The organism is Viridibacillus sp. KH_047 (assembly GCF_057838945.1).
On record NZ_CM174479.1, the window covers coordinates 2021959 to 2043983 of the forward strand.

At 35.9% G+C, this 22025-nt stretch carries 23 protein-coding genes, 1 pseudogene and 1 other annotated feature (1 of these 25 running past the window's edge); of the genes and pseudogenes, 19 read left to right on the top strand and 5 right to left on the bottom strand.

Features of this window, described 5'->3' with window-relative positions; translation table 11 throughout:
• Positions 1-6 (bottom strand) — a binding site (T-box leader) (it extends 210 nt beyond the left edge of the window).
• Between the two features lie 119 nt (positions 7-125).
• The 4 genes from AC3IS5_RS10120 to argH all read left to right on the top strand — a co-directional run bounded on the left by AC3IS5_RS10120 (position 126) and on the right by argH (position 4724).
• On the top strand, positions 126-1070 hold the full coding sequence (locus AC3IS5_RS10120; RefSeq protein ID WP_489427692.1) for an MBL fold metallo-hydrolase: 945 nt from the start codon (positions 126-128) through the stop codon (positions 1068-1070).
• Positions 1057-1809: an SDR family NAD(P)-dependent oxidoreductase gene (locus tag AC3IS5_RS10125; RefSeq protein WP_489427693.1), complete on the top strand. Its 753-nt coding sequence runs from the start codon at positions 1057-1059 to the stop codon at positions 1807-1809. Before AC3IS5_RS10120 ends, AC3IS5_RS10125 begins: the two co-directional genes overlap by 14 nt.
• A 336-nt stretch (positions 1810-2145) precedes the next feature.
• Positions 2146-3354, top strand: coding sequence for an argininosuccinate synthase (locus AC3IS5_RS10130; protein ID WP_038182061.1), 1209 nt, complete (start codon positions 2146-2148; stop codon positions 3352-3354).
• Positions 3351-4724 carry an argininosuccinate lyase gene (gene argH, locus AC3IS5_RS10135; protein WP_489427694.1) on the top strand — a complete coding sequence of 458 codons (1374 nt, stop codon included), beginning with the start codon at positions 3351-3353 and terminating at the stop codon, positions 4722-4724. Before AC3IS5_RS10130 ends, argH begins: the two co-directional genes overlap by 4 nt.
• Positions 4725-4883: 159 nt before the next feature.
• Here the strand turns inward: argH and AC3IS5_RS10140 are convergent, their stop codons facing one another.
• Positions 4884-5372 carry a DMP19 family protein gene (locus AC3IS5_RS10140; protein ID WP_489427695.1) on the bottom strand — a complete coding sequence of 163 codons (489 nt, stop codon included), beginning with the start codon at positions 5370-5372 and terminating at the stop codon, positions 4884-4886.
• A gap of 121 nt (positions 5373-5493) precedes the next feature.
• Between AC3IS5_RS10140 and AC3IS5_RS10145 the strand changes: the two genes are divergently transcribed.
• The 8 genes from AC3IS5_RS10145 (at position 5494) to AC3IS5_RS10180 (ending at position 15082) form a co-directional block, all read left to right on the top strand.
• Complete coding sequence (locus AC3IS5_RS10145; protein ID WP_489427696.1) at positions 5494-6951, top strand: spore germination protein; 1458 nt, start codon at positions 5494-5496, stop codon at positions 6949-6951.
• A 33-nt stretch (positions 6952-6984) separates the two neighbouring features.
• Positions 6985-8064, top strand: coding sequence for a GerAB/ArcD/ProY family transporter (locus tag AC3IS5_RS10150; RefSeq protein ID WP_489427697.1), 1080 nt, complete (start codon positions 6985-6987; stop codon positions 8062-8064).
• Entirely contained in the window at positions 8061-9173 is a 1113-nt protein-coding gene (locus tag AC3IS5_RS10155) for a Ger(x)C family spore germination protein (RefSeq protein WP_489427698.1), read from the top strand. The genes AC3IS5_RS10150 and AC3IS5_RS10155 overlap by 4 nt, the downstream gene beginning before the upstream one ends.
• Before the next feature lie 264 nt (positions 9174-9437).
• Complete coding sequence (locus AC3IS5_RS10160) at positions 9438-11198, top strand: ABC transporter transmembrane domain-containing protein (protein WP_489427699.1); 1761 nt, start codon at positions 9438-9440, stop codon at positions 11196-11198.
• The gene (locus AC3IS5_RS10165; RefSeq protein ID WP_489427700.1) at positions 11191-12978 is read left to right on the top strand and encodes an ABC transporter ATP-binding protein; all 1788 of its coding nucleotides are present in this window, start codon (positions 11191-11193) and stop codon (positions 12976-12978) included. Before AC3IS5_RS10160 ends, AC3IS5_RS10165 begins: the two co-directional genes overlap by 8 nt.
• Positions 12979-13434: 456 nt before the next feature.
• On the top strand, positions 13435-14145 hold the full coding sequence (locus AC3IS5_RS10170; protein ID WP_489427701.1) for a cytochrome c biogenesis CcdA family protein: 711 nt from the start codon (positions 13435-13437) through the stop codon (positions 14143-14145).
• 60 nt (positions 14146-14205) lie between these two features.
• Positions 14206-14568 (top strand): response regulator, encoded by a 363-nt coding sequence (locus AC3IS5_RS10175; RefSeq protein ID WP_489427702.1) that lies wholly within the window; start codon positions 14206-14208, stop codon positions 14566-14568.
• Positions 14569-14590: 22 nt separating this feature from the next.
• Positions 14591-15082: a CcdC family protein gene (locus tag AC3IS5_RS10180; protein WP_489427703.1), complete on the top strand. Its 492-nt coding sequence runs from the start codon at positions 14591-14593 to the stop codon at positions 15080-15082.
• Between the two features lie 49 nt (positions 15083-15131).
• On the opposite strand, the gene AC3IS5_RS10185 is transcribed toward AC3IS5_RS10180, so the two are convergent.
• On the bottom strand, positions 15132-15560 hold the full coding sequence (locus AC3IS5_RS10185) for a DUF2621 domain-containing protein (RefSeq protein ID WP_427777887.1): 429 nt from the start codon (positions 15558-15560) through the stop codon (positions 15132-15134).
• A 117-nt stretch (positions 15561-15677) separates the two neighbouring features.
• On the opposite strand from AC3IS5_RS10185, the gene AC3IS5_RS10190 reads away from it, so the two are divergent.
• The 4 genes from AC3IS5_RS10190 to AC3IS5_RS10205 all read left to right on the top strand — a co-directional run bounded on the left by AC3IS5_RS10190 (position 15678) and on the right by AC3IS5_RS10205 (position 17037).
• Positions 15678-15899, top strand: coding sequence for a DUF1659 domain-containing protein (locus AC3IS5_RS10190; RefSeq protein ID WP_489427704.1), 222 nt, complete (start codon positions 15678-15680; stop codon positions 15897-15899).
• A 27-nt stretch (positions 15900-15926) separates the two neighbouring features.
• A complete protein-coding gene (locus tag AC3IS5_RS10195; protein WP_489427705.1) occupies positions 15927-16148 on the top strand; it encodes a DUF2922 domain-containing protein in 222 nt (73 codons plus the stop codon).
• Positions 16149-16220: 72 nt separating this feature from the next.
• Positions 16221-16346: a YvrJ family protein gene (locus AC3IS5_RS10200; RefSeq protein WP_083446074.1), complete on the top strand. Its 126-nt coding sequence runs from the start codon at positions 16221-16223 to the stop codon at positions 16344-16346.
• Positions 16347-16440: 94 nt separating this feature from the next.
• Positions 16441-17037 carry an SCO family protein gene (locus AC3IS5_RS10205; RefSeq protein WP_489427706.1) on the top strand — a complete coding sequence of 199 codons (597 nt, stop codon included), beginning with the start codon at positions 16441-16443 and terminating at the stop codon, positions 17035-17037.
• A 43-nt stretch (positions 17038-17080) separates the two neighbouring features.
• Here the strand turns inward: AC3IS5_RS10205 and mscL are convergent, their stop codons facing one another.
• Positions 17081-17455: a large conductance mechanosensitive channel protein MscL gene (gene mscL / locus AC3IS5_RS10210; RefSeq protein WP_489427707.1), complete on the bottom strand. Its 375-nt coding sequence runs from the start codon at positions 17453-17455 to the stop codon at positions 17081-17083.
• 207 nt (positions 17456-17662) lie between these two features.
• Here mscL and AC3IS5_RS10215 point away from each other — a divergent pair, with 207 nt between their 5' ends.
• From AC3IS5_RS10215 to AC3IS5_RS10225, 3 genes and pseudogenes are all read left to right on the top strand, one after another.
• Complete coding sequence (locus AC3IS5_RS10215) at positions 17663-19102, top strand: MDR family MFS transporter (protein ID WP_489427708.1); 1440 nt, start codon at positions 17663-17665, stop codon at positions 19100-19102.
• A 42-nt stretch (positions 19103-19144) separates the two neighbouring features.
• Positions 19145-19840: a lytic transglycosylase domain-containing protein gene (locus AC3IS5_RS10220; protein WP_489427709.1), complete on the top strand. Its 696-nt coding sequence runs from the start codon at positions 19145-19147 to the stop codon at positions 19838-19840.
• A gap of 279 nt (positions 19841-20119) precedes the next feature.
• A pseudogene (locus tag AC3IS5_RS10225) lies at positions 20120-20679 on the top strand (AAA family ATPase).
• A gap of 100 nt (positions 20680-20779) precedes the next feature.
• On the opposite strand, the gene AC3IS5_RS10230 reads toward AC3IS5_RS10225, so the two are convergent.
• Positions 20780-21028 (bottom strand): GlsB/YeaQ/YmgE family stress response membrane protein, encoded by a 249-nt coding sequence (locus AC3IS5_RS10230; protein WP_038182014.1) that lies wholly within the window; start codon positions 21026-21028, stop codon positions 20780-20782.
• Between the two features lie 64 nt (positions 21029-21092).
• Complete coding sequence (locus tag AC3IS5_RS10235) at positions 21093-21653, bottom strand: cysteine hydrolase family protein (RefSeq protein ID WP_489427710.1); 561 nt, start codon at positions 21651-21653, stop codon at positions 21093-21095.
• Positions 21654-22025 lie beyond the last annotated feature (372 nt).

Sequence of the window (22025 nt, forward strand, 5' to 3'; positions counted from 1 at the left end):
TTTTTTGTATGTGATTGCAAGTATAGTGTCTTAATAATTTTTTGTCAACATTATTAGGTGACGATTTCTAGCTTATCTTGTACAATTAGGTGAATAGCTATTCATTTTTGTAGGGGGTTTTTGAATTGTTTCATAAGATTATTACACCAACGCCATTTGCAGTAGGGACTGTGAATTCCTATTTATTAAAAGGGGACGCATTATCAATTTTTGATGTGGGTACTAAAACGCCCGAAGCGTATGAGGCATTAGAATTGGGTTTAAAAGAAGCGGGCTATCGCTTTGAAGATATAGAACAAGTCATTTTAACGCATCATCATCCAGATCATATGGGGTTAGTTGATGCATTTCCAAACGCAAAAGTGTTAGGTCATGTATACAATGATGCTTGGCTACGCAGAGATCCAGTTTTTCTTGCTTCACATTTCGATTTTTATACGGAGCGTTTAAAAGAAGAAGGCGTGCCAGAAGAATATTTTTATTGGGTAAAGAAGATGACAAGGCCAACCGATTTTGTAGGGACACGCCCATTAACCTCCATTTTACATGACGGAGACGAAGTACCAGGGCATCCAGGTCTTATTGCGATGGAAACATTAGGTCATGCGCAAAGTCATTTAGCTTTTTGGCATGAAGAGAAGAAGTCGATGATTGGCGGAGATTTGCTCATTGGACATGTTTCGTCTAATCCATTAATTGAGCCACCACTTAATCCTAAGGCAAAACGCTCAAAATCGCTATTACAGCAAAATGCTTCATTGAAAAAGTTATTAACTTTACCGATTGATGTCCTCTATAGCGGTCATGGGGAAGAGATTCGCAATGTACATGAGCTAGTAAAGGAAAGACTTGAAAAACAGCATAAGCGTGCGATGAAAGTATACGGAATGTTAGAAGGTGATCCGAAAACTACGTTTGAACTGAATGTTGAACTGTTCCCATATGCTTATGAGAAAGAATTAGGTTTAACTTTATCGGAAACAATCGGTCAGTTGGACTACTTAATCGATGAAGGGTTCGTGAAAGAGAAAATGAATGACAAGGGCGTCTTTCTTTATGAGCAAGCATAAAACCATTCTCGTAACAGGAGCGACAAGTGGAGTTGGAAAGTGTATAACAGACATTCTGGCGATTCAGGGGCATACAATCATTGCAACTGGACGCTCGAAAGAAGCTTTGCAGGCTTTTACTGCTCCCAATATTCAAACGATTCAAGCTGATCTATCTACTATAGAGGGAAATCATGCTTTAGTAAAAAAACTGCCCCCAATTGACATTGCCATATTCTCTGCTGGAGTTGGAACGTTTGCTTATGCAACAGACTTAACGGATGCTGAAATAGAACAAATGCTTCACGTGAATATTCAAGCACCTATTATTCTGACAAAGACGTTATCACACCATATGATAGAACGTAAAAGAGGTCAATTTATTTTCATTGGCTCACAAGCAGGGAAGGTAGCAACACCGAAAGCATCAGTCTATGCAGCAACAAAACATGCAATCATAGGCTTTACAAATGCACTTCGTATGGAGCTTGCCCCATTTAATGTTCAGGTGACAACGATTCATCCGGGTCCAATTGATACGCCTTTCTTGGACCATGCAGATCAAACCGCTACATATCGTGACGCTATGAAAAATGTGTTATTAACACCAGAGCAAGTAGCTGAAGCGACGGTCAAAACAATTGGACGTCATGTTAGAGAAGTGAATTTACCGTCGTACATGGCGATTTCAAGTAAACTATATGCGGTAGCACCATCCCTAGTTGAAAAATTAGGGAAGCGATTTTTTAATAAGAAGTAAAAATACTTATGAATATACATTGATGTATGAATTATCATTCATGACATTATTTTTCAGATAATAATTTATGCAGAAAAAACTGCATAGAGTGTATAAGCGAGTTTATTCGTTAAAAGGGCTATTCTAGTAGAGTATTCTACTGAGGATAGCTCTTTTTCTTATATGTAAACGGTTTTTCACGTGTTCATGCTCGTTTTATATGAATTTATTAGAAACTTTAAAAATTTTTTAATAATGCAAGAAAATACACTTGTATTCATTTTTATTCCATGCTATGATAAGTGCATAAATATTAATCAAACACGTATAAACATACATAACATGGAGGAATGTCATATGGCTAAAAAAGTAGTTCTTGCATATTCAGGCGGTTTAGATACATCAGTTGCGATTCAATGGTTAATCGATCAAGGTTACGAAGTAGTAGCTTGTTGCTTAGATGTAGGTGAAGGTAAAGATTTAGACTTCGTTAAAAAGAAAGCATTAGAAGTTGGTGCGATTGAATCTTACATGATCGACGCTAAAGACGAGTTCGCTGAAGAGTACGCATTAATCTCTCTTCAAGCTCACACTTGGTACGAACAAAAATATCCTTTAGTATCAGCTCTATCTCGTCCACTTATTTCAAAAAAATTAGTAGAAGTTGCTGAACAAACAGGCGCAGTTGCTGTAGCACATGGCTGTACTGGTAAAGGAAATGACCAAGTTCGTTTCGAAGTTTCTATTAAAGCATTAAACCCAGATTTAGAAGTTCTTGCACCAGTTCGTGAATGGGCTTGGAGCCGTGAAGAGGAAATTGAATACGCAAAATCAAAGAATATTCCACTTCCTATCTCTTTAGATTCACCATTCTCAATCGACCAAAACTTATGGGGCCGTGCTAACGAATGTGGTATCTTAGAAGATCCTTGGGCTACACCACCAGAAGAAGCATACGAATTAACGGTTTCTCTTGAAAATGCTCCAGATACTGCTGATATTATCGAAATCGAATTCGAACAAGGTGTTCCAGTAGCAATTGACGGTGTTTCTTATAAATTAGCTGACTTAATCTTAAAATTAAATGAAGTAGCTGGTAAACATGGCGTTGGCCGTATCGACCACGTTGAAAACCGTTTAGTTGGTATTAAATCACGTGAAGTATACGAAATCCCTGGTGCACACACTTTACTTTTAGCTCATAAAGAATTAGAAGATATTACTCTAGTAAAAGAAATCGCTCATTACAAACCAGTAATTGAGAAAAAATTAACTGAACTTATCTATGAAGGACTATGGTTCTCTCCATTAAGAACTGCATTAGAAGCATTCTTAAAAGAAACACAAAAATTTGTCAATGGTACAGTTCGTGTGAAACTATTCAAAGGTCATGCAATTGTTGAAGGACGTAAATCTCCTAACTCTCTATATGACGAAAAATTAGCAACTTATACAAAAGATGATGAATTCGATCATGCTTCTGCAGTAGGTTTCATCGAACTATGGGGTCTTCCAACAAAAGTGAACTCTATGGTAAACAAAGGAGAAAAGAAGGTGCAAGCATGAGTGGTAAACTATGGGGCGGACGATTCCAAAATTCTGCAGAGCAATGGGTAGATGAATTCGGGGCATCCATCGGGTTTGACCAACAGCTTGTAACTGAAGATCTTGAAGGCAGTATTGCTCATGTTACGATGCTTGGTGCTTGTGGCATTTTATCACAAGATGAAGTCAACACGATAAAAGATGGTCTCCATCAACTACAACAAAAAGCAACTGAGGGCTCTCTTGAGTTCTCAATTGCAAATGAAGATATTCACTTAAATCTTGAAAAAATGCTAATCGATTTAGTTGGTCCAGTTGGCGGTAAATTACATACTGGCCGTAGTCGAAATGACCAAGTCGCAACAGATATGCACTTGTTCCTTAAAAAGCGTGTGCAAGAGGTTATTTCTTTAATAGAAGCTTTCCAAAAAGCAATTGTAACGCAAGCGGAAGATAACATTGATACACTTGCACCAGGTTACACGCATTTACAACGTGCGCAACCAATCTCATTTGCGCATCATTTGATGACTTATTTTTGGATGCTAGAACGTGATAAACAACGTTTCCAAGATTCATTGAAACGTACTGATATTTCACCACTTGGAGCAGGTGCTCTTGCTGGTACGACTTTCCCGATTGATCGTGAAATGAGTGCTGAGCTACTAGGTTTCTCTGCTGTTTATCAAAACAGTATGGACGCAGTAAGTGATCGTGATTTCATCGTCGAGTTCTTAAGTAATGGTTCACTTTTAATGGCACACTTATCACGCTTTGCTGAAGAAATCATTCTGTGGTCAAGTGAGGAGTTCAAATTCATCGAATTAGACGATGCGTTCTCTACAGGCTCAAGTATTATGCCACAAAAGAAAAATCCTGATATGGCGGAGTTAATCCGTGGTAAAGCAGGTCGTGTATACGGTAATCTGATGGGCTTACTAACTGTCTTAAAAGGAATTCCATTAGCTTATAACAAAGACATGCAAGAAGATAAAGAAGGTATGTTCGATACATTGCATACAATTGTCGGCTCACTGAAAATCTTCGAAGGAATGGTTCGTACAATGACCGTTGCAAAAGAAACGTTGCATAAAGCAGTGCATCAAGACTTCTCTAATGCAACAGAACTTGCGGATTATTTAGCAACAAAAGGTATGCCTTTCCGTGAAGCGCATGAAGTTACAGGGAAACTTGTATTCCTTTGCATCCAACGTGGTATTTACTTGTTAGACTTATCAATTGAAGACTTGCAAGAAGCAAGCTCATTAATCGAGGCAGATGTGTACGATGTGTTAGCACCAGAAGCAGCAGTACAACGTCGTCACTCATTAGGTGGTACTGGATTTGAGCAAGTAAAAATTCAAATTGCAAAAGCTAAAGAATGTTTATAAAAAAATAGATTGGAAGAACGTTCACAGAGGGGAACCGATTCCATAAGTTATGGGCATACATATATGTTCCAGCAAAGCCAACTTCCAGAGGGAAGTTGGCTTTTTGTATTTGCTGGTGAAAGTCTTACAATTTTTTAATTTATATAATGTGAACAACTACTAGTTTTCCACTACTTCAATCAAATCAGTATGTATTTTTATGAAATAAGACTCTAATAATTTTTCTAATTGTTTGTTGAGGTTATGATACGCATCATCTGCTTTGTTAATTACTTTATAAAATTCTTGTTCTAGCTCGGTATGTTCGTCTTCATCCATTTCTTCATGCTCCAAAATGAGAAATAGACGCCACATTTCTTCACCATACACGCTCATAATTCGACCATACTCATGGGCACCTATTTTTTCAAGATTAGAAGTGAGATCAGTAATATATTTGGATATCCCTTGCTCTTGTATGTCTTCCCATCCCCAATTGAATACACTTTCGTGACCACCACTCTCCATTTCAGAATAATAGTTATAGACCATAAAAGCTTCCTTATAAGTTGCATCATCTTCAGGGAATTCCTCACTTAACACATTAATAACAGCATTCCATATATCATCTTTTTCTAGTAATTGCTTTTTTTTCATAATAGGTTTCACAACTTTTCCTCCAATAGACCTTACTATCGTAAGTATATCAATAATTCCATTAATTTTCATTGCATACATTTTTATTGAATGGACAAACTATTTTAATCTGTACGAAAGGCGTGTAGTACTTGTGGAATATATATTGGTACGTAAGTCGAATGGTATGCAGTTAAAGAAAAAGCCTAAAAATGTGACGGATAATCTAGCCGAGCAAGCGGTTGAAACTTTAAAGCAGAAAACAAGCCAAATAAGTGATGTAATATTCAAGAAAATCCCTACAGGTGATGGTGTGGTTACTGTCATTTACTCATCTGCATTGGTAGAGAAAATGACGATGCAAATGATGATTTTTTTTCCTTTGGCTAATCATATCAATCAAGTTCATCAAATAGCTGATGTGGTTGATGTTACGGATATAAAGGACGTAACTACAAAATTAATTTCGGGTCAAACGTTGTTGTATTTTCATGAAACAAATGAATTGTTAAGCATTGATACATACAGTGCTCCTACACGTGCTATTACAACTACGGAAACAGAGTCTACTGTAATTGGACCACAAGATGCATTTTCAGAATCATTAGAAACTAATATATCATTAGTGAAAAGACGTATAAAAAATCCCATGCTAAAAAATGAAACTCTTACAACAGGGACAGAGTCAAACTTGGAACTTGTGATTATGTATATGGATGATATTGTGAATAAAGAAAATTTGGATACTTTGAAAAAACGAATTGAGAAAGTTCACTCTCCAATTTTCTTGGATATTTCTGAGTTAATGCAAATGCTTGAAGATAATCCGTTATCACCATTCCCACAATATTATATGAGTGTGCGTCCTGATAGTATCGCGCATTATCTACTTGACGGAAGAATTATAATATTCATGGACAATACTCAAGCAGCCATCGTTTGTCCTACCACTTTTTTTGAAATGTTCATTTCGATTGAAGATTATTATAATCGTTGGACGACGGCTTCTTTACTTCGAATGCTTCGATTTTTTGGGTTTTTCTTGACAATTATGATAACACCTATGTATATATCGGCATTGACGTTTCATCCAGAAGTTCTTCCTTACGAACTGTTATTAAATTTACAAGAATCCAGAAGTAAGGTGCCTTTTCCACCACTTTTTGAAGTATTGTTTATTGAACTAATCATAGAAGTACTAAGGGAAGCCGGATCACGAATGCCTGCGAAAGTAGGGCAAACTATTGGTATCGTAGGAGGTATTGTAATAGGTACGGCGGCAGTAGAGGCTGGATTAATCAGTAATATCCTCGTTGTGTTAGTAGCCACTTCCGCATTACTTTCTTTTCTTCCACCTATATTTTTAATGAGTAATACAAGTAGATTTATTCGCTATATATTTATTTTATCTGCGGGGTTGTTTGGATTATTTGGACAAATGTTAGCTTTTGCTTGGTTAATGGCTCATTTACAAGGTTTGAAATCTTTGGGAACACCATTTATAGCACCTTTCATACCTCGTAAGGCAGCAGATTTGTTAGATAATATTGTTAGATTTCCTACAGCATTTTTAAGATTAAAAAAGGGCATTTCAAGGGCACAGAAAAAGTAGATTGTTTTACTATGGGAGTTGAGGTAGTTAAAGTTGAGTACAAACAAGCAGAAATTTTTGAATCGATATCATGTTATCTTTTTAGTGCAAAGTGTAATGATTGGTGCGGGACTACTTACACTACCTCAAGGACTTAGCTCTGTTGGCTATAGTGAAACATTTTTTCCGCTGTTATTTGGGGTAATTGCCAGTCTAACGTTATGGCCGATGATCTGGATTAACAGTAAATATCCAAATGAAAACCTATTTCGTATCAATGAACTATTACTAGGGAAAGGGCTAGGGAAGGGGATTAATTTATTGATTGTCCTGCTATTTACTTTTTTTATAGCAGGCATTATAAGTGATTATATGCATCTTATACAGAGCACAGCCCTTCCCGAACAAACGATTACTATACCTGTTCTCTTCTTTCTGCTATTACTGGCGTACATTGTTAGTGGAGGGATTAAATCCATCGCAAGATTTTGCATAATGTCCTTTTTCATAACTATAGGCGTGCTGTGTTTTACAAACTGGGCTATTAAAAAAGGAGATATTAGTCACTTTCTCCCTTTATTTAATTTCAATAGTAGGGAATTTTATGAAGCGTTAAAAAAAGGATATTTATCAATTTTAGGATATGAGTTGATCATGTTTTATTTTCCGCATATTGTAGAGCAAAAAAAGGCATATAAACATGCTTTAATAGGAATTTGGATAAGTGTTGGCTTTTGTTTTATAACAACCGCAATCAGTGTTATGTACTTTTCGGAATGGCAGTTAAAACATGTAGAGTTTACGGTCTTAAATTTGTTTAAAGCTGGGGAATTCTCGTTTATTGAAAGAATTGATATTTTTGGTGTGACACTTTGGGTATTTCTAATTTTGACTACAGTAGCAGGGTATTTATGGTGTGCGAAGAAAGGAGTAGATTCACTTTTATCTAAACAAAAGAAGGCTCATTTATATATTCTTACAATCATCATCTTTATGATCATCAAGATGCCATTTTCTCAAGAATTTCAAAATAAATTATTCCTTGGAAGTAATTATGGTATTTATGTAATCATCGTTTGGCCAATATTATTGAGTGTTGTACATTTATTTCGAAAAAAGCAGGTGCAGCCATGAACAAAAAGCTTGCTCTATTTGCTACTATTGTTTGCTTCATTTTCTTGGTAGGATGTTCATCAAAAGAATTAAAGGTACCTTTAGAAGATACTGGAATGGTGGGGATTTTGTCATTTGACTATATTGATGAACAAACAACTCAGTTAACGATAGCGGTTCCACAATACTCTCCTGATTCGAAGCAGGCTACACAATTTTTTTCGGTTCCTACTGAACTCGTCTCTCACGGAATTGTGAAAATGGAAACACTTTCAGATAAGAAACTGGTATTAAATCAATTACGAGTAATTCTAATCAATGAGGAATATGCTCGAAAAGGAAACGTGCAAAAAACGATTCAGTATTTATACAGAAATTCTGAAGTCGGCAATAAAGTGCTAATTGCCGTCGTTAAAGGTAATGCAGAAGAGCTGTTAAAACAAAAATACTCTGATAAACCGAATATTAACTTTTATTTAAATGATTTATTACAACCCAGTATCAATACGGCTTTTGATCCGAATACGAATATCCATGATTTTATATATACGATAACTAATCCAGTATTTGATCCCATCGTTCCTGTAATAAACAAAAAAGACGGGAAGATAGAGATTGAGGGAGTGGCTTTGTTTAAAAATAAAAATATGCTTGAAATGATAACACCAGATGAAGCGCTTATCATTCAAGCATTACAAGGAAGGAAAAACCTAGCACCTTTGCCACTAGATTTAAATCAAGATTCGAGCAAAGAAAGTGTAATGATTGAATTAATTGATAATAGAGTGAAAATTAAAAGTAATAAAAATATTAAATCACCGAAGCTTACAATTTCATTGAGACTTAAAGGTACGCTTAGTGAATATAAAGGAAAAAGAGGAAAAGAATTAGATACTCCTGAAGGGATAACAAAGCTAGAAAATGAGATTAACAAACAACTTGAGAAAGACATAGATAAATTTCTAGAGAAACTGAAAGAATTGGAAGTTGACCCAATTGGTCTAAGTGAAAATTTCCGAATGTATTACAAAGGAAAATGGAATAAAAAACTGACGGATGCTACGATTGCTAAGTTAAAAGTAGATGTCCATGTTAAAATGTCTATTATTAGTACAGGTACTTTAAAATGAATTTGACAACGTCTTTTGGAGATACCCAGCTATTGGGGCGGTTCGCACTTTATCTATTAATCGAAATAACTAAATAACGTAAAAGCTTTAAGTAAACCCTTTATGATTAGATAAATCGTAAAGGGTTATTTTTTATGGGTTATTTTTAAAATAAATCAAAAAATAAAAAACATTTAGGAGAACGAAATTAATTTATTTTTTATCTTCAATCATTTCAGAATATTTGATAAACTGATATTTGTGAAGAAAAGAAGGTGAATAGAGATGAAGGTATTTTTTGAATTAGGTTGGTTCTTTAAAGAGCGTAAGAAGCAATACTTGGTGGGAATTTCGCTCTTAATCATGGTGGCAATGTTACAGTTAGTGCCCCCTAAAATTATCGGCGTTGTTGTTGATGAAATTGGTGGTGGCAACTTAACTGTTGGCTCTCTTGTTAAATGGTTGAGTCTATTAGCTGCTTCTGCACTTTTGATGTATGTGATTCGCTATTATTGGCGAATTATGATTTTCGGATCGTCTATGACACTAGCTAAAAGGCTACGGGCAAAATTATTTCACCATTTTACGTCAATGGCACCGTCCTTTTATCAAAAGCGCCGTATCGGAGATTTAATGGCACATGCAACAAATGATGTATCAGCTGTGCAGCAAACAGCGGGTAATGGTGTTTTAACTCTTGTAGATTCTATTACAACAGGGGGCTTTGTAATCTTGGCAATGGCCATTACGATTGATTGGAAGCTAACGCTAATCGCTTTAATTCCAATGCCATTTATGGCGCTGTCAACGAATTATTACGGTAAACTTTTACATGCACGTTTTCATCATGCGCAAGCCGCGTTTTCGGACTTGAATGATAAAACGCAAGAGAGTATTACTGGTATCAAAGTGATGAAGACATTTGGTCAAGATAAAGAGGATATCGCAGATTTTAAACGCTTATCCGACGAAGTTGTTGCGAAAAATACACGAGTGGCAAAGGTGGATTCACTATTTGATCCAACAATTTCACTTGTAGTAGGTATATCATTTTTCTTAACAATTATATTTGGTGCTAAATTCGTTGTTGCTGGCGATATGACACTAGGAGATTTAGTGTCGTTTACATCGTACTTAGGTCTACTTGTGTGGCCAATGCTGGCATTTGGTTTACTTTTCAACATCATGGAGCGAGGTAGCGCGTCATATGACCGGATTCAAAATCTTTTAGCTGAGAAAATGGACGTTGAAGATAAAGAAGGTGCTTTATCCATTCGACCACAGGGGGATATCGAGTTTAATATTAATTCATTTACATTCCCTGGTGATGAGACACCAGCATTAAAAGACGTACAGTTCACGTTGAAACGTGGTGAAACACTCGGTGTTGTCGGTAAGACGGGAGCGGGTAAAACTGCGATATTAAAATTATTAATGCGTGAATTTGACGGCTATGATGGGGAGATTCGTTACGGAGACCATGTCATAGGAGATTATCAAGCTATAAAATTACGCGAAGCAATTGGCTATGTGCCGCAAGAGCATTTCTTATTCTCGGCATCGTTATATCAAAATATCGCTTTTACGAACCCTGATGTTGGCGAAGATGAAGTGACAAATGCAGCGAGAATTGCACAAATGCATGAAGATATATTGCGCTTTACGGAAGGTTACAATACTGTCGTCGGTGAACGTGGTGTATCACTTTCAGGAGGGCAAAAGCAGCGGATTTCGATTGCGCGAGCGTTGTTAATGAAACCTGAGCTGCTCATTTTAGACGACTCTTTATCAGCGGTTGATGCAAAGACAGAAGAGGCCATTTTAGAGTCATTAAAAGAGGCTAGAACAGACGCGACAACAATTATTACGTCCCATCGTTTAAGTGCACTTGTCCATGCGCATCTCATCATTGTTTTACATGAAGGGGCTGTTGTAGAAAAAGGGACACATGAAGAGTTAATGGCACTTAAAGGTCGTTATTTTGAAATGTATCAATTGCACCAACTTGAACAACAGGTTGAAGAGGGGGTGAGTCAACATGAATGAAGAACAAAAAGTCACCCTAACAGGTAAGGAACAGTGGCATGTATTAAAACGACTCCTTACATATTTGAAACCACATAAAAAGTCCATTGGGATTGCATTAATGTTACTCTTAATTACTGTTCTTGGAGATATCGTAGGACCATTGTTGATTAAAATATTTATGGATGATTATTTAACACCTCGTCATTTTCCAACAAATACGTTAGTCATCTTAGCTACGACATACATTGGCATTCAAATATTGAATTCGGTCATTAGTTATTTACAGATGCTGCGTTTCAATGTACTGGCTCTTAAGGTAATACAGCAGCTACGAATAGATGTCTATACGAAAGTTCATAAGCTAGGTATGCGCTATTTTGACAAAACACCAGCGGGCAGCATCGTATCTCGTGTCACGAATGATACTGAAGCTATTATGGATATGTTCGTTAGTGTGTTAATTGGCTTTGTGCAAAGTGGTTTTTTAGTCATCGGAGTATATATTGCGATGTTTATATTAAACTGGAAATTGGCATTAGCAACAGTTATTTTACTACCTATTCTTTTCTGTATTGTCTATATCTACAGAAAATATAGTGCCTTTTATTATATGGATATGCGTGAGCGACTAAGCCAATTAAATGCAAAATTAGCAGAATCATTATCCGGTATGTCTATTGTGCAAGCTTTTCGTCAGGAAAAACGTTTCCGAGATGAGTTTGACGAGATAAATGAAAAGCACTATAAGGCAGTAATGAGTAGTATTAAGCTAGATGGTTTATTGTTAAGACCTGTGATTGACTTGGTTTATGCGTTTGGTCTGATTTTAATGCTGAGCTTTTTTGGTATAACGTCCTTAAGTGAACCTGTAGAGATCGGTGTCATTTATGCATTTGTCAGCTATATTAATCGCTTTTTTGAACCTATTAACCAAGTCATGCAAAGACTTTCAATTTTCCAGCAAGCGATTGTTTCTGCATCACGCGTCTTTACATTACTGGACGACAAGGAATTAGATCCACAGCAGCTAGATGATTCTTCCGTGAAAATGTCAGACGGCCGCATTGAATTCAGAAATGTAACATTTTCATATGATGGCAATACTGATGTGTTGAAAGATATTTCATTTACTGTTAAACCTGGTGAGACGGTAGCGCTTGTCGGTCATACTGGGAGCGGGAAAAGTTCAATTATTAACCTATTGATGCGCTTCTACGAGTTTGAAAGAGGAGAAATTTTAATAGATGGCCAGTCAATCAAAAATTTCCCGAAACAAACGCTAAGACAGCAAATGGGCTTAGTCCTACAGGATCCATTCTTATTTTACGGAAATATTGAAAGCAATATTAAACTCTTTAATGAAAATATGTCGGAAGAAGATGTCAAGGCTGCAGCAGAGTTTGTGCAAGCAGATCAATTTATAGAATCCATGCCAAATGGCTATAAACATCAAGTATCAGAACGCGGTTCTACATTCTCAAGTGGGCAGCGGCAGCTCATTGCTTTTGCGAGAACTATTGCAACGAACCCGAAAGTGCTCGTTTTAGATGAAGCAACTGCAACAATCGATACGGAAACGGAAGTAGCCATTCAAGGAAGTCTTGACAAAATGCGTAAAGGCCGCACAACAATTGCCATCGCGCATCGCCTAAGTACGATACAAGATGCAGAGCAAATATTAGTTCTCCACCATGGTGAAATTGTCGAGCGAGGAACACATCAAGAGTTACTTGCTAAAAATGGCTTGTATCATAAAATGTATCAGTTACAAAATGGATTAGTTCAAGAAGTAGGGTAGTGAAGGAAGAATCTCCGGGAAGTCGTTGTTGGATAGCGGCTTTTTGGGGATTTTTTTGTTGGTAGGGATTTTAGGGGGAGCGGTAAAGGGAGCTCGAGCAGCGCCAAAGAGCCCGAGTAGTGGTAAAGGAAGCTCGAGTAGCGGTAAAGGGAGCCCGAGTAGCGCAAAAAGGAGCCCGAGCAGCGATAAAGGAGTCTCGAGTAGCGCCAAAGGGAGCCCGAGTAGCGCAAAAAGGAGCCCGAGCAGCGATAAAGGAGTCTCGAGTAGCGCCAAAGAGAGCCCGAGTAGCGCCAAAGCCCCCCTTCAAGCAAGTTTTATCTGATAGTAAAATAACAAACAACTGTCGCCATATTCAATGCATAATTTTGTCATGAAATATTCACAGACAAAAGAAAAGATATTTCTTGAAAAGTTTGGTACGATGGGTACAGAAACTTTAAGGAGCGACAACAAAATATGAATACTGATTTTAACTATTTTTTAGCTTTTGGTGCAGGTATTCTTAGTTTTATCTCACCATGTACGTTGCCGCTTTATCCAGCATTTCTATCATACATAACAGGCGTGTCATTTGATAAGTTAAAGAATGACAAAGGAATGCTCCAAAAAACGGCTATTTTGCACACATTGTTTTTCTTATTAGGATTTACAATGATTTTCCTAATTTTAGGGCTTACAACATCTTATCTTTCAGGGTTCTTCTTCAAATACGATGACTTGATTCGTCAATTTGGTGGGATATTAATTGTTATTTTTGGATTAATGATTATAGGCGTCTTTACACCGGACTTTTTAATGAAAGATCGCAAATTCCAATTTAAAAATAGACCAGCTGGTTACATTGGCACTTTCTTAATTGGTTTAGCTTTTGCTGCGGGGTGGACTCCCTGTACTGGACCTATCTTAGGCGGTATTCTGTCATTAGCGGGTACAAATCCAGGATCAGGTATTTGGTATCTATTAACCTATAGTCTTGGTTTCTCTATTCCGTTTTTCCTTCTTTCATTCTTTATTACAAAATTAACTTGGATTCGTGATCACAGTCAGAAAATCGTTAAAGTCGGCGGTTATGTGATGATAGTTGTTGGGGTATTATTGTACTTTGATGGAATGATACTTATTATTCGATTATTACAACCAATTTTCGGGAATTTCATGGGGTTTTAATTGGCTTACTACACTTATTAGTAGTATAGTATTTTTAGTTTCAAATTAGGGGTTGAGTTTTTGACTAAGGTATTAGTAGTAGATGACACGATGTTTATGCGTCATGCGATAAAAACGATGTTAGCGGAATCTAGTTATGAAGTCGTTGGTGAAGCTATTAATGGCATGGAAGCAATTGAAAAGTATCGTGAATTATTACCAGATGTTGTAACGATGGATGTAACAATGCCGGTTATGTCGGGTTTAGATGCAACGAAAGTGATCATTGAAGAATTTCCTGATGCAAAAATTATAATAATCAGTGCATTAGGACAGCAGAAGATGATTTTACAGGCGCTCTCGCTAGGTGCTAAGGATTTTATTACGAAACCTTTTGATCAGCAACGCTTAATGTCTACGATTGTAAAAGTAGTGGAATATTAGTTATGTGAGGAGAGGGTCTATTATGTTGAGTTCAATTCCTTCTCAATATATGGTCATAGGCTCAACTGTCGCTGTTGTCTTTATGGGGATTATGGCGATGACAGTGAGAGCCAAATCGGCTAAAAAACCTGCTAGTGCTAAGAAAATCATTATCCCACCGATTGCGATGTCTACTGGTGCTTTAATGTTTTGCTTTGAATATTTCAGAGTACCTTGGCCACAAGTGTTAGAAGCAATTATAGTAGGAATTATCTTTTCAACTGTATTAATCGCGACATCGAAATTTCATATTGTTGAAGATGACATCTTTTTAAAGCCGTCTAAAGCATTTTTTATTATTTTAGCTGGTTTATTGATTATCCGTACAGTAGCAAAGATTTATCTAAGTGGTGCATTCCATTTAGGTGAACTTGGCGGTATGTTCTGGATTTTGGCATTTTCAATGATTGTTCCATGGCGAATTGCGATGTTAGTTCGTTATAAAAAGCTTGAAAAACAATTAAATGCAAAATAAAAAAGGTTCTTCTCTATGCGAAATGGAGAAGAACCTTTTTATGTATTACTTAATCAAGAAGATGTTCGTACGGTGTTGTATCGATTTTCATTTGAGATAATTTTTTACGTAAAAATTTATGATCTCGTTTAGGGGAGGCGATGATATAACCTCTAATAATCAGATCAAATGTAATAGATGACGCTTTTTCCTCTAATGCCAATTCTCCAATTTTGCCTGCTATTTTTTGCTTTGCAACAGGTCTAAATAAATCAGGAACAGGACTTACAAGCTCAGTTAATAAAGCTTTAGAGTCGTCACCCCATAAATGGATTGTCTCACCAACATAATGTTCTTCCCAATCCATAGCAGATTTACCATCTTCTTTAGGCATCCTTTTTAAGAACTTACGGAACATAAAGAATCCGCCAATTGCCATCAAGCCTATGAATAAAACTACCCAAATTAATATAAACCACAGAAACCAGCCAGTTAACAAAAACTCTCACCTCTTCTATACTCTTATACCATTATAAAAGGAAGTTGTAAAAAATTCACCTGTTGTCTCCTTTTCTTTTAAAAAAATCTATTTAATTAGTGAAAGGGGGTGAACAACATGGCAACTTTTAATTTTAGTAACGCAACACTGCGCTTGTCATTCGTAGTAGGTACAAATGACAATGGAGAGCCAGTAGAAAAGAAGAAAACGTACAACAATATTAAAAAAGGTGTACAAGCAGAGGCGCTAGAAACAGTGTCAAATGTAATTGCAGGTTTAACAAGCAATACTATGAACAAAATCGAGTTTAATGAAATACAAGAAGTACTAAGTAACTAACTAACCTATTAAAGGGAGGGATGATTAATGGCAAAAGTATTACAGTTACAATTTAAAACTGCAGGTGACAAAAATTATACGCTTAACGTCGATGCTCCAAAGGACTCACTGACCGAGCAGGAGATTAGTGACGCGATGGTTGCTATAATCGACAGTGAAGTATTTTTAGTACACGGCGAGCCTATAGCAGTGATTAAAGGGGCACAAATTGTAGATCGCCAAGTGACGGAATATCTAGTACAAGCATAAAAAAAGTAGATTGTCTCGTCCGCCATCATGGCCGATGGGGCAATCTTTTCTATTTGTAAAGGGGGGAATGAGATGGAGCAATGGCTGACGTTTATACAGGAAGTGGGCTTTCCAATTGTTGTATCATTTTACTTGATGCACCGTGTGGAGTCTAAACTGGAATCGATTCACGATGTGCTAGTCTCTTTAAAAGCATAATCTTTCACAAATTCGTCTTAAACGAATAGTACAGCCTTCTTGTTTTATTGGATTCAATTCGTTAAGATTGTTTGTATGAAGGAGTGACTCACCCATGAAAAAAAGACATTTAACATTGCCATTATTATTAATTATTGCCTTAGTATTATCTGCATGTGGCAACGGGAAATTTAAAGCGGATACAGATTGGAAAGTAGAACCGTTTGAATATACTAATCAGCACAATGAAAAAGTTTCATTAGATTCTTTAAAAGGTAAACCTTGGTTAGGTATGTTCATTTTCACAAAATGTACTACTGTATGTCCACCGATGACGATGAATATGACGGATATTCAAAAATCCTTCCAGGACAAAGGGTTAGAAGACTATAAGATTGTTGGATTTAGTGTTGACCCTAAAGTCGATAAGCCAGAAGTATTAAACAAATACTTGAACAGCTACCCAGTTCCTGATACTTCTAAATGGGAGTTTTTAACAGGGTATTCACAAGATGAAATTGCAGATTTTGCTTTAAAATCGTTTAAAACATTAGTAAAAGACAATCCAGCAGATGACCAAGTGATCCACGGTACAAGCTTTTTCCTAGTTGACCAAAATGGCGTTGTTGTTAAAAACTATAGTGGTGCACAAGATGTACCTTTTGATACAATTGCTGTCGATATGGAAACATTAATTGAAGATGGTAAATAAAAAAACGAGCGATTCGTATAGAGTCGCTCGTTTTTTTTCTAGATTATGCTTGCTTGTCTTTTAATAAATCACGAATATCTTTTAATAATTCTTCAGTAGTAGGTGCTGGTGGTGCTTCAATAACAATTTCTTCTTTTTTCTTCTTGAGGCTCAATTTAGAAATGATTCGAATGAACATGAAAATTGAGAAAGCGATGATGAAGAAATCAAGTGCACTTTGTATAAAGTTACCGTACTTTATATCTTTGTAATGTAAGTCAGTGAATGACACTGTGCCGAGTAATAAAGAGACGATCGGAGTAATAATATCATTTACTAACGAAGTTACGATTTTACCGAATGCACCCCCGATTACAACCCCTACAGCTAAATCTATTACGTTGCCTTTTAAGGCGAACTTTTTAAAATCTTCCCACATGTATATGTACCTCCTAAATAATTGAGTAAACAAATTGAGATCTAATATGGTTAATATGTCCATTTCTACTAATACCCATTTTTTTATAGTATCAAACCTCTATGTCAGAAACTAGCGAAAAATTACTCATATAGGTAATTATTTGTTTTCGTGTTATAATATTTTGTTTAGTATGACTGTATAACTTTTTTAGAATTGAGGTTTTATATGAATAAAGTATTTATCGCCGTATTACTTGCAACGGCACTCGCAGCAATTGAAGGTACGATTGTGGCAACAGCAATTCCAAGCATTACTACGGATTTGTCAGGTGTTGAGTTAATTAGCTGGATCTACTCAGCTTATTTACTAACATCAGCTATTGCGACGATTATTTTCGGTAAATTAGCTGACTTATTTGGTCGAAAAAAGATGATCATTATCGGGATTTCTATTTTCTTATTAGGCTCATTATTATGTGGTCTAGCACAGTCGATGGAGCAGTTAATTATATTCCGTGCAATTCAAGGGATTGGTGCAGGTTCGATTTTACCGATTACATTAACGATTGTCGGAGAATTATTTGATACTGAAAAAAAACGTGCAAAAGGCCAAGGTTGGATTAGTATGGTCTGGGGCGTATCGGGTGTAATAGGACCACTTGTTGGTGGCTTTATTGTTGACCAATTAACTTGGCATTATATTTTCTTATTGAATATACCGTTTGGTTTAGGATCTATTTTCATGATTGCAAAATATTACGAGGAAGAAGTACAAACAGCGAAACGTAAAATCGATTATGCTGGAGCGCTATTTTTCTCAATTGGTATGGTTGCATTACTTTATACGATTATTGAAGGAAGCAATACACAAACTTGGTTCGGCACAAAATCGATTGTTTTATATGCAGTAGCAGCTATTGCACTACTCATATTTGTTCGAGTAGAGCTAAAGGCAGAAGAACCAATAGTACCACTTTCTTTATTCAGAAATCGTCGCTTAAATATAGTAAATGGTTTAACGCTCTTTGTAATGGCAATTGTCATTAGTATTTCGGCGTACTTGCCTATTTTTGCACAGTCGGTCTTTGGTAAGAATGCTACGCAAGCTGGTTTAATGTTGACGCCATTATCTGTTATGTGGACAGTAGGGGCAATATTAGGGGGGAATTTAATAGGGCGCCTTACTTCTAAGACGATTATTCAAATCGGAACAGGGTTGTTAGTAATCGCTACATTTATCTTAACCACTTTATCTGCTGACTCAAATGAGATACTTGTTTATGTTGGAACAGGGTTATTAGGTGTTGGTATGGGTTTAATAGCACCAATGTTAATCATTGCTGTACAAACTTCTGCTAATAGAGACCAGCTTGGAACTTCTATAGGCTTGAATTCTTTTATTAACACATTTAGTCAATCCGTTGGGGCAGCAATTTTTGGAATGTTGTTTAATCTAGCAACAAGCGAAAAACTTGCTAGCTTTGGTAAAGGTGACATCAATTTAAATGGTCATTTCGATACAAATATATTTTCTAGTGAAGAAATTGGCCAACTGGTCGATATAATAGCTAATGGTATTCGTGTCGTATATTCTGGTTCTTTTGCATTTGCGATTATCGCATTTGTTTTAGCGTTCTTTATCGCTAAAAAGAAACCAATCCAATAGTCGATAATATTCCTTAATAATGTGATGATAGGTGTTTAGATAATGGTAAATAAAAAGAAGCAACAATTAGATATGAAATTGAAGCTCTGGCTGATCATTTTACTAATCCCGGTATCGATTGCACTTTATACAACGACAATCATCATGTGGCAGCAGTTAAAAGAGTTGCCGATTATTAAAAAACTTGGTGCTGAAGATATGAAAGATATTCCAGCATTTGATATCGAAATTCCGAATAAATATATTCCGATTTATCAGAAGGCAGCAAAGAAATACAATATTCCATGGACGTTACTTGCTGCACATCATCGCATTGAAACACGATTTTCATCAATGAAAACGCTAGAATCACCTGTAGGAGCGGTAGGTCATATGCAATTTATGCCATGTACTTTTGTTGGCTGGAAGCATCCGTCTTGTAAAGACCTTGGAAAAGGCAATATTAAAAAGAAGGAATTGACTGACCCCAAAACCATTAAAAGTTACGGTGGTTATGGAGTAGATGCGAATGGGGACGGACTAGCAGATCCATATAATATTGAAGATGCTATTTATAGTGCTGCCAATTATTTAGCAGCTAGCGGTGCAGCAAATGGCAAGATAGAAAAGGCAGTATATCACTATAATCATGATGACGAATACGTAGAGAATGTACTCTACTATTACAAACTCTATAATAAACATAAAAAAGAGCTCGTTTTTAATAGTAAAATCGCTTTAGAGGCTTCAAAAAAATAGAGCTAGTAGCATTAGCTATTCTATAAAAATAAACTAATAAGAGTACACCGCTATTTACTTAGTGGTGTGCTTTTTTTGTATAAAAGATATGAGTAAGTCAGTTTAGATTAATGGTATTTAGGAAAGTTGGGATTGATTAATAAATTAAAAGGGTTTTTTTAGGTGAATGTTGAATGTATTGAGATTGTAGAAAGGATTGAATAGTAAGCTGTATTTTTAATAAAGCGAAAGTAGCAAGGAGATGTTTTTTCCACACTATTAACTAGGGGAAGGTGAATTATGAAATTTGTTCTGATATTTGGACCACAAGCAGTTGGCAAAATGACAGTAGGATATGAATTAGAAAAAGTGACTGACTTAAAGCTTTTTCATAATCATATGACCATTGAATTGGTTAATCCTTTTTTTGAATACGGAACTAAAGAAGGGAATAGATTAGTAAAATTATTTCGACAGGAAATATTTGAAGAAGTATCTAAAAGTAATCTGTATGGTCTAATTTTCACCTACGTGTGGGCTTTTGATCTTCAAGCTGACTGGGATTATGTACAGGAAATTTGCCAGCTTTTCGAATCTAAAGGTGGTATGGTTTACTTCGTAGAATTAGAAGCGGATTTAGAAGAAAGAATTGACCGAAACAAAAGCCCTTACAGACTACAAAATAAGCCGACAAAAAGAAATATAGAGGAATCTGAAACTGATTTAAGAAGAACAATGGAAATTACAGGTTGAATTCAGTAGCTGGTGAAATCAAGAAGGAACATTACATAAAAATTAATAATACAAATATGAGTGCTGAAAAAGTTGCTGCAATAATTAAAAATAAGTTCAATCTATAAAATATCCTTGTAGAAGCATTTGCAATTAGAGAAGATAATAAATACAAAAAGGATAGATAAGGCGAAATTATTTACCTCGTCTATCCTTTTCATGTGCTCATTACTTATTCATACCTCTTAAAATTAAACTTGCGACGAAGACTAAAATCACGCCACCGATAATTGAAGGGAAAACGTAGAAGCCTTGAACTTCCCAACCCCATGATCCAAGTAATTTTCCACCAAGCCAAGAACCTAAAATCCCAGCAACCATATTACCTATAATTCCGCCGGGTATATCTTTACCTAATATTAATCCAGCTACCCAGCCGATTAATCCACCTACGATTAAATATAAAATAACACTCATTTATGATCACTCCTTTAGATGTATATTATTCGTATAGCCCTATTGGAGTGAATTTAAACCTTTTTTATGATTTAAATACAATTACCTCTGCACCAAGTGTATTTTTGAAGTGATTTAACGCCCATTTATGCCCATTTTCGTCAAAGCTTGCAACACCATTTTCGTAGATATACGTTTTGAAACCTTTGTTGTATGCATCTACTGCTGTATGTAGTACACAAATGTCCGTGCAAACACCAACTAGATGAATTTCTCGAATGCCTCTTTCAGCTAAAAGTTGATCTAAGTTTGTACCAGCAAATGAGCTGTATCGTGTTTTATCCATCCATAGAATGTTACTTTGAACTTGATGATCTTTGAAAATTTTTTGTAATGAACCAAAGAGTTCTCTTCCTTCAGTATTTCGAATATTATGAGGAGGGAACAATTTAGACTCTGGATGATATTCATCATTATCTTCATGTAGATCACAAGAAAAAACGATGAACTCTCCATCTTTTATAAATTGTTCTGTTAGTGAAGCAATGGTTTGTTCGATTGCTTGACCAGCTTTTCCACAAGTTAAAGCTCCATTTTCTGCTACAAAATCATTTGTATAATCGATTACAAGTAAAGCTTTCTTCATATTATAATGACCTCCAAATATGTCTTTACATATATCATTACATAGAGAGGTGAAATTGTCATATAAAACTTATGAGTTTGAAATTTTTGCAAAATAAGTTGATTGTGATTATAATATGGAAAAAGAAGGGGGAAGTACTTATGAATCAATCCTTAAAGAAGAAATTTAATAAGCAAGGATTATTATTTGCGCTTATACACACAATTTTCTTCTTAAATCTTGTTCTGGATTTATGGGAGATTCGTTAGTCGCTGTCAAGTTGAAAATGAGTATGATTATTCAAATGTCCTTTTAGCAGGAAAAGTAAAACATCATTATTAGATGGGTTTCTCGCTAAAAGGGCATTTTTTGTTTTTTAATATATAGATAGGG

Coding starts and splice junctions, on each gene's coding strand:
- AC3IS5_RS10190 (WP_489427704.1), top strand. CDS start 15,678: ATGGCAACTTTTAATTTTAGTAACGCAACACTGCGCTTGTCATTCGTA.
- AC3IS5_RS10215 (WP_489427708.1), top strand. CDS start 17,663: ATGAATAAAGTATTTATCGCCGTATTACTTGCAACGGCACTCGCAGCA.
- mscL (WP_489427707.1), bottom strand. CDS start 17,455: ATGTGGGAAGATTTTAAAAAGTTCGCCTTAAAAGGCAACGTAATAGAT.
- AC3IS5_RS10160 (WP_489427699.1), top strand. CDS start 9,438: ATGAAGGTATTTTTTGAATTAGGTTGGTTCTTTAAAGAGCGTAAGAAG.
- AC3IS5_RS10130 (WP_038182061.1), top strand. CDS start 2,146: ATGGCTAAAAAAGTAGTTCTTGCATATTCAGGCGGTTTAGATACATCA.
- AC3IS5_RS10205 (WP_489427706.1), top strand. CDS start 16,441: ATGAAAAAAAGACATTTAACATTGCCATTATTATTAATTATTGCCTTA.
- AC3IS5_RS10180 (WP_489427703.1), top strand. CDS start 14,591: ATGTTGAGTTCAATTCCTTCTCAATATATGGTCATAGGCTCAACTGTC.
- AC3IS5_RS10235 (WP_489427710.1), bottom strand. CDS start 21,653: ATGAAGAAAGCTTTACTTGTAATCGATTATACAAATGATTTTGTAGCA.
- AC3IS5_RS10230 (WP_038182014.1), bottom strand. CDS start 21,028: ATGAGTGTTATTTTATATTTAATCGTAGGTGGATTAATCGGCTGGGTA.
- argH (WP_489427694.1), top strand. CDS start 3,351: ATGAGTGGTAAACTATGGGGCGGACGATTCCAAAATTCTGCAGAGCAA.
- AC3IS5_RS10155 (WP_489427698.1), top strand. CDS start 8,061: ATGAACAAAAAGCTTGCTCTATTTGCTACTATTGTTTGCTTCATTTTC.
- AC3IS5_RS10195 (WP_489427705.1), top strand. CDS start 15,927: ATGGCAAAAGTATTACAGTTACAATTTAAAACTGCAGGTGACAAAAAT.
- AC3IS5_RS10170 (WP_489427701.1), top strand. CDS start 13,435: ATGAATACTGATTTTAACTATTTTTTAGCTTTTGGTGCAGGTATTCTT.
- AC3IS5_RS10200 (WP_083446074.1), top strand. CDS start 16,221: ATGGAGCAATGGCTGACGTTTATACAGGAAGTGGGCTTTCCAATTGTT.
- AC3IS5_RS10220 (WP_489427709.1), top strand. CDS start 19,145: ATGGTAAATAAAAAGAAGCAACAATTAGATATGAAATTGAAGCTCTGG.
- AC3IS5_RS10165 (WP_489427700.1), top strand. CDS start 11,191: ATGAATGAAGAACAAAAAGTCACCCTAACAGGTAAGGAACAGTGGCAT.
- AC3IS5_RS10125 (WP_489427693.1), top strand. CDS start 1,057: ATGAGCAAGCATAAAACCATTCTCGTAACAGGAGCGACAAGTGGAGTT.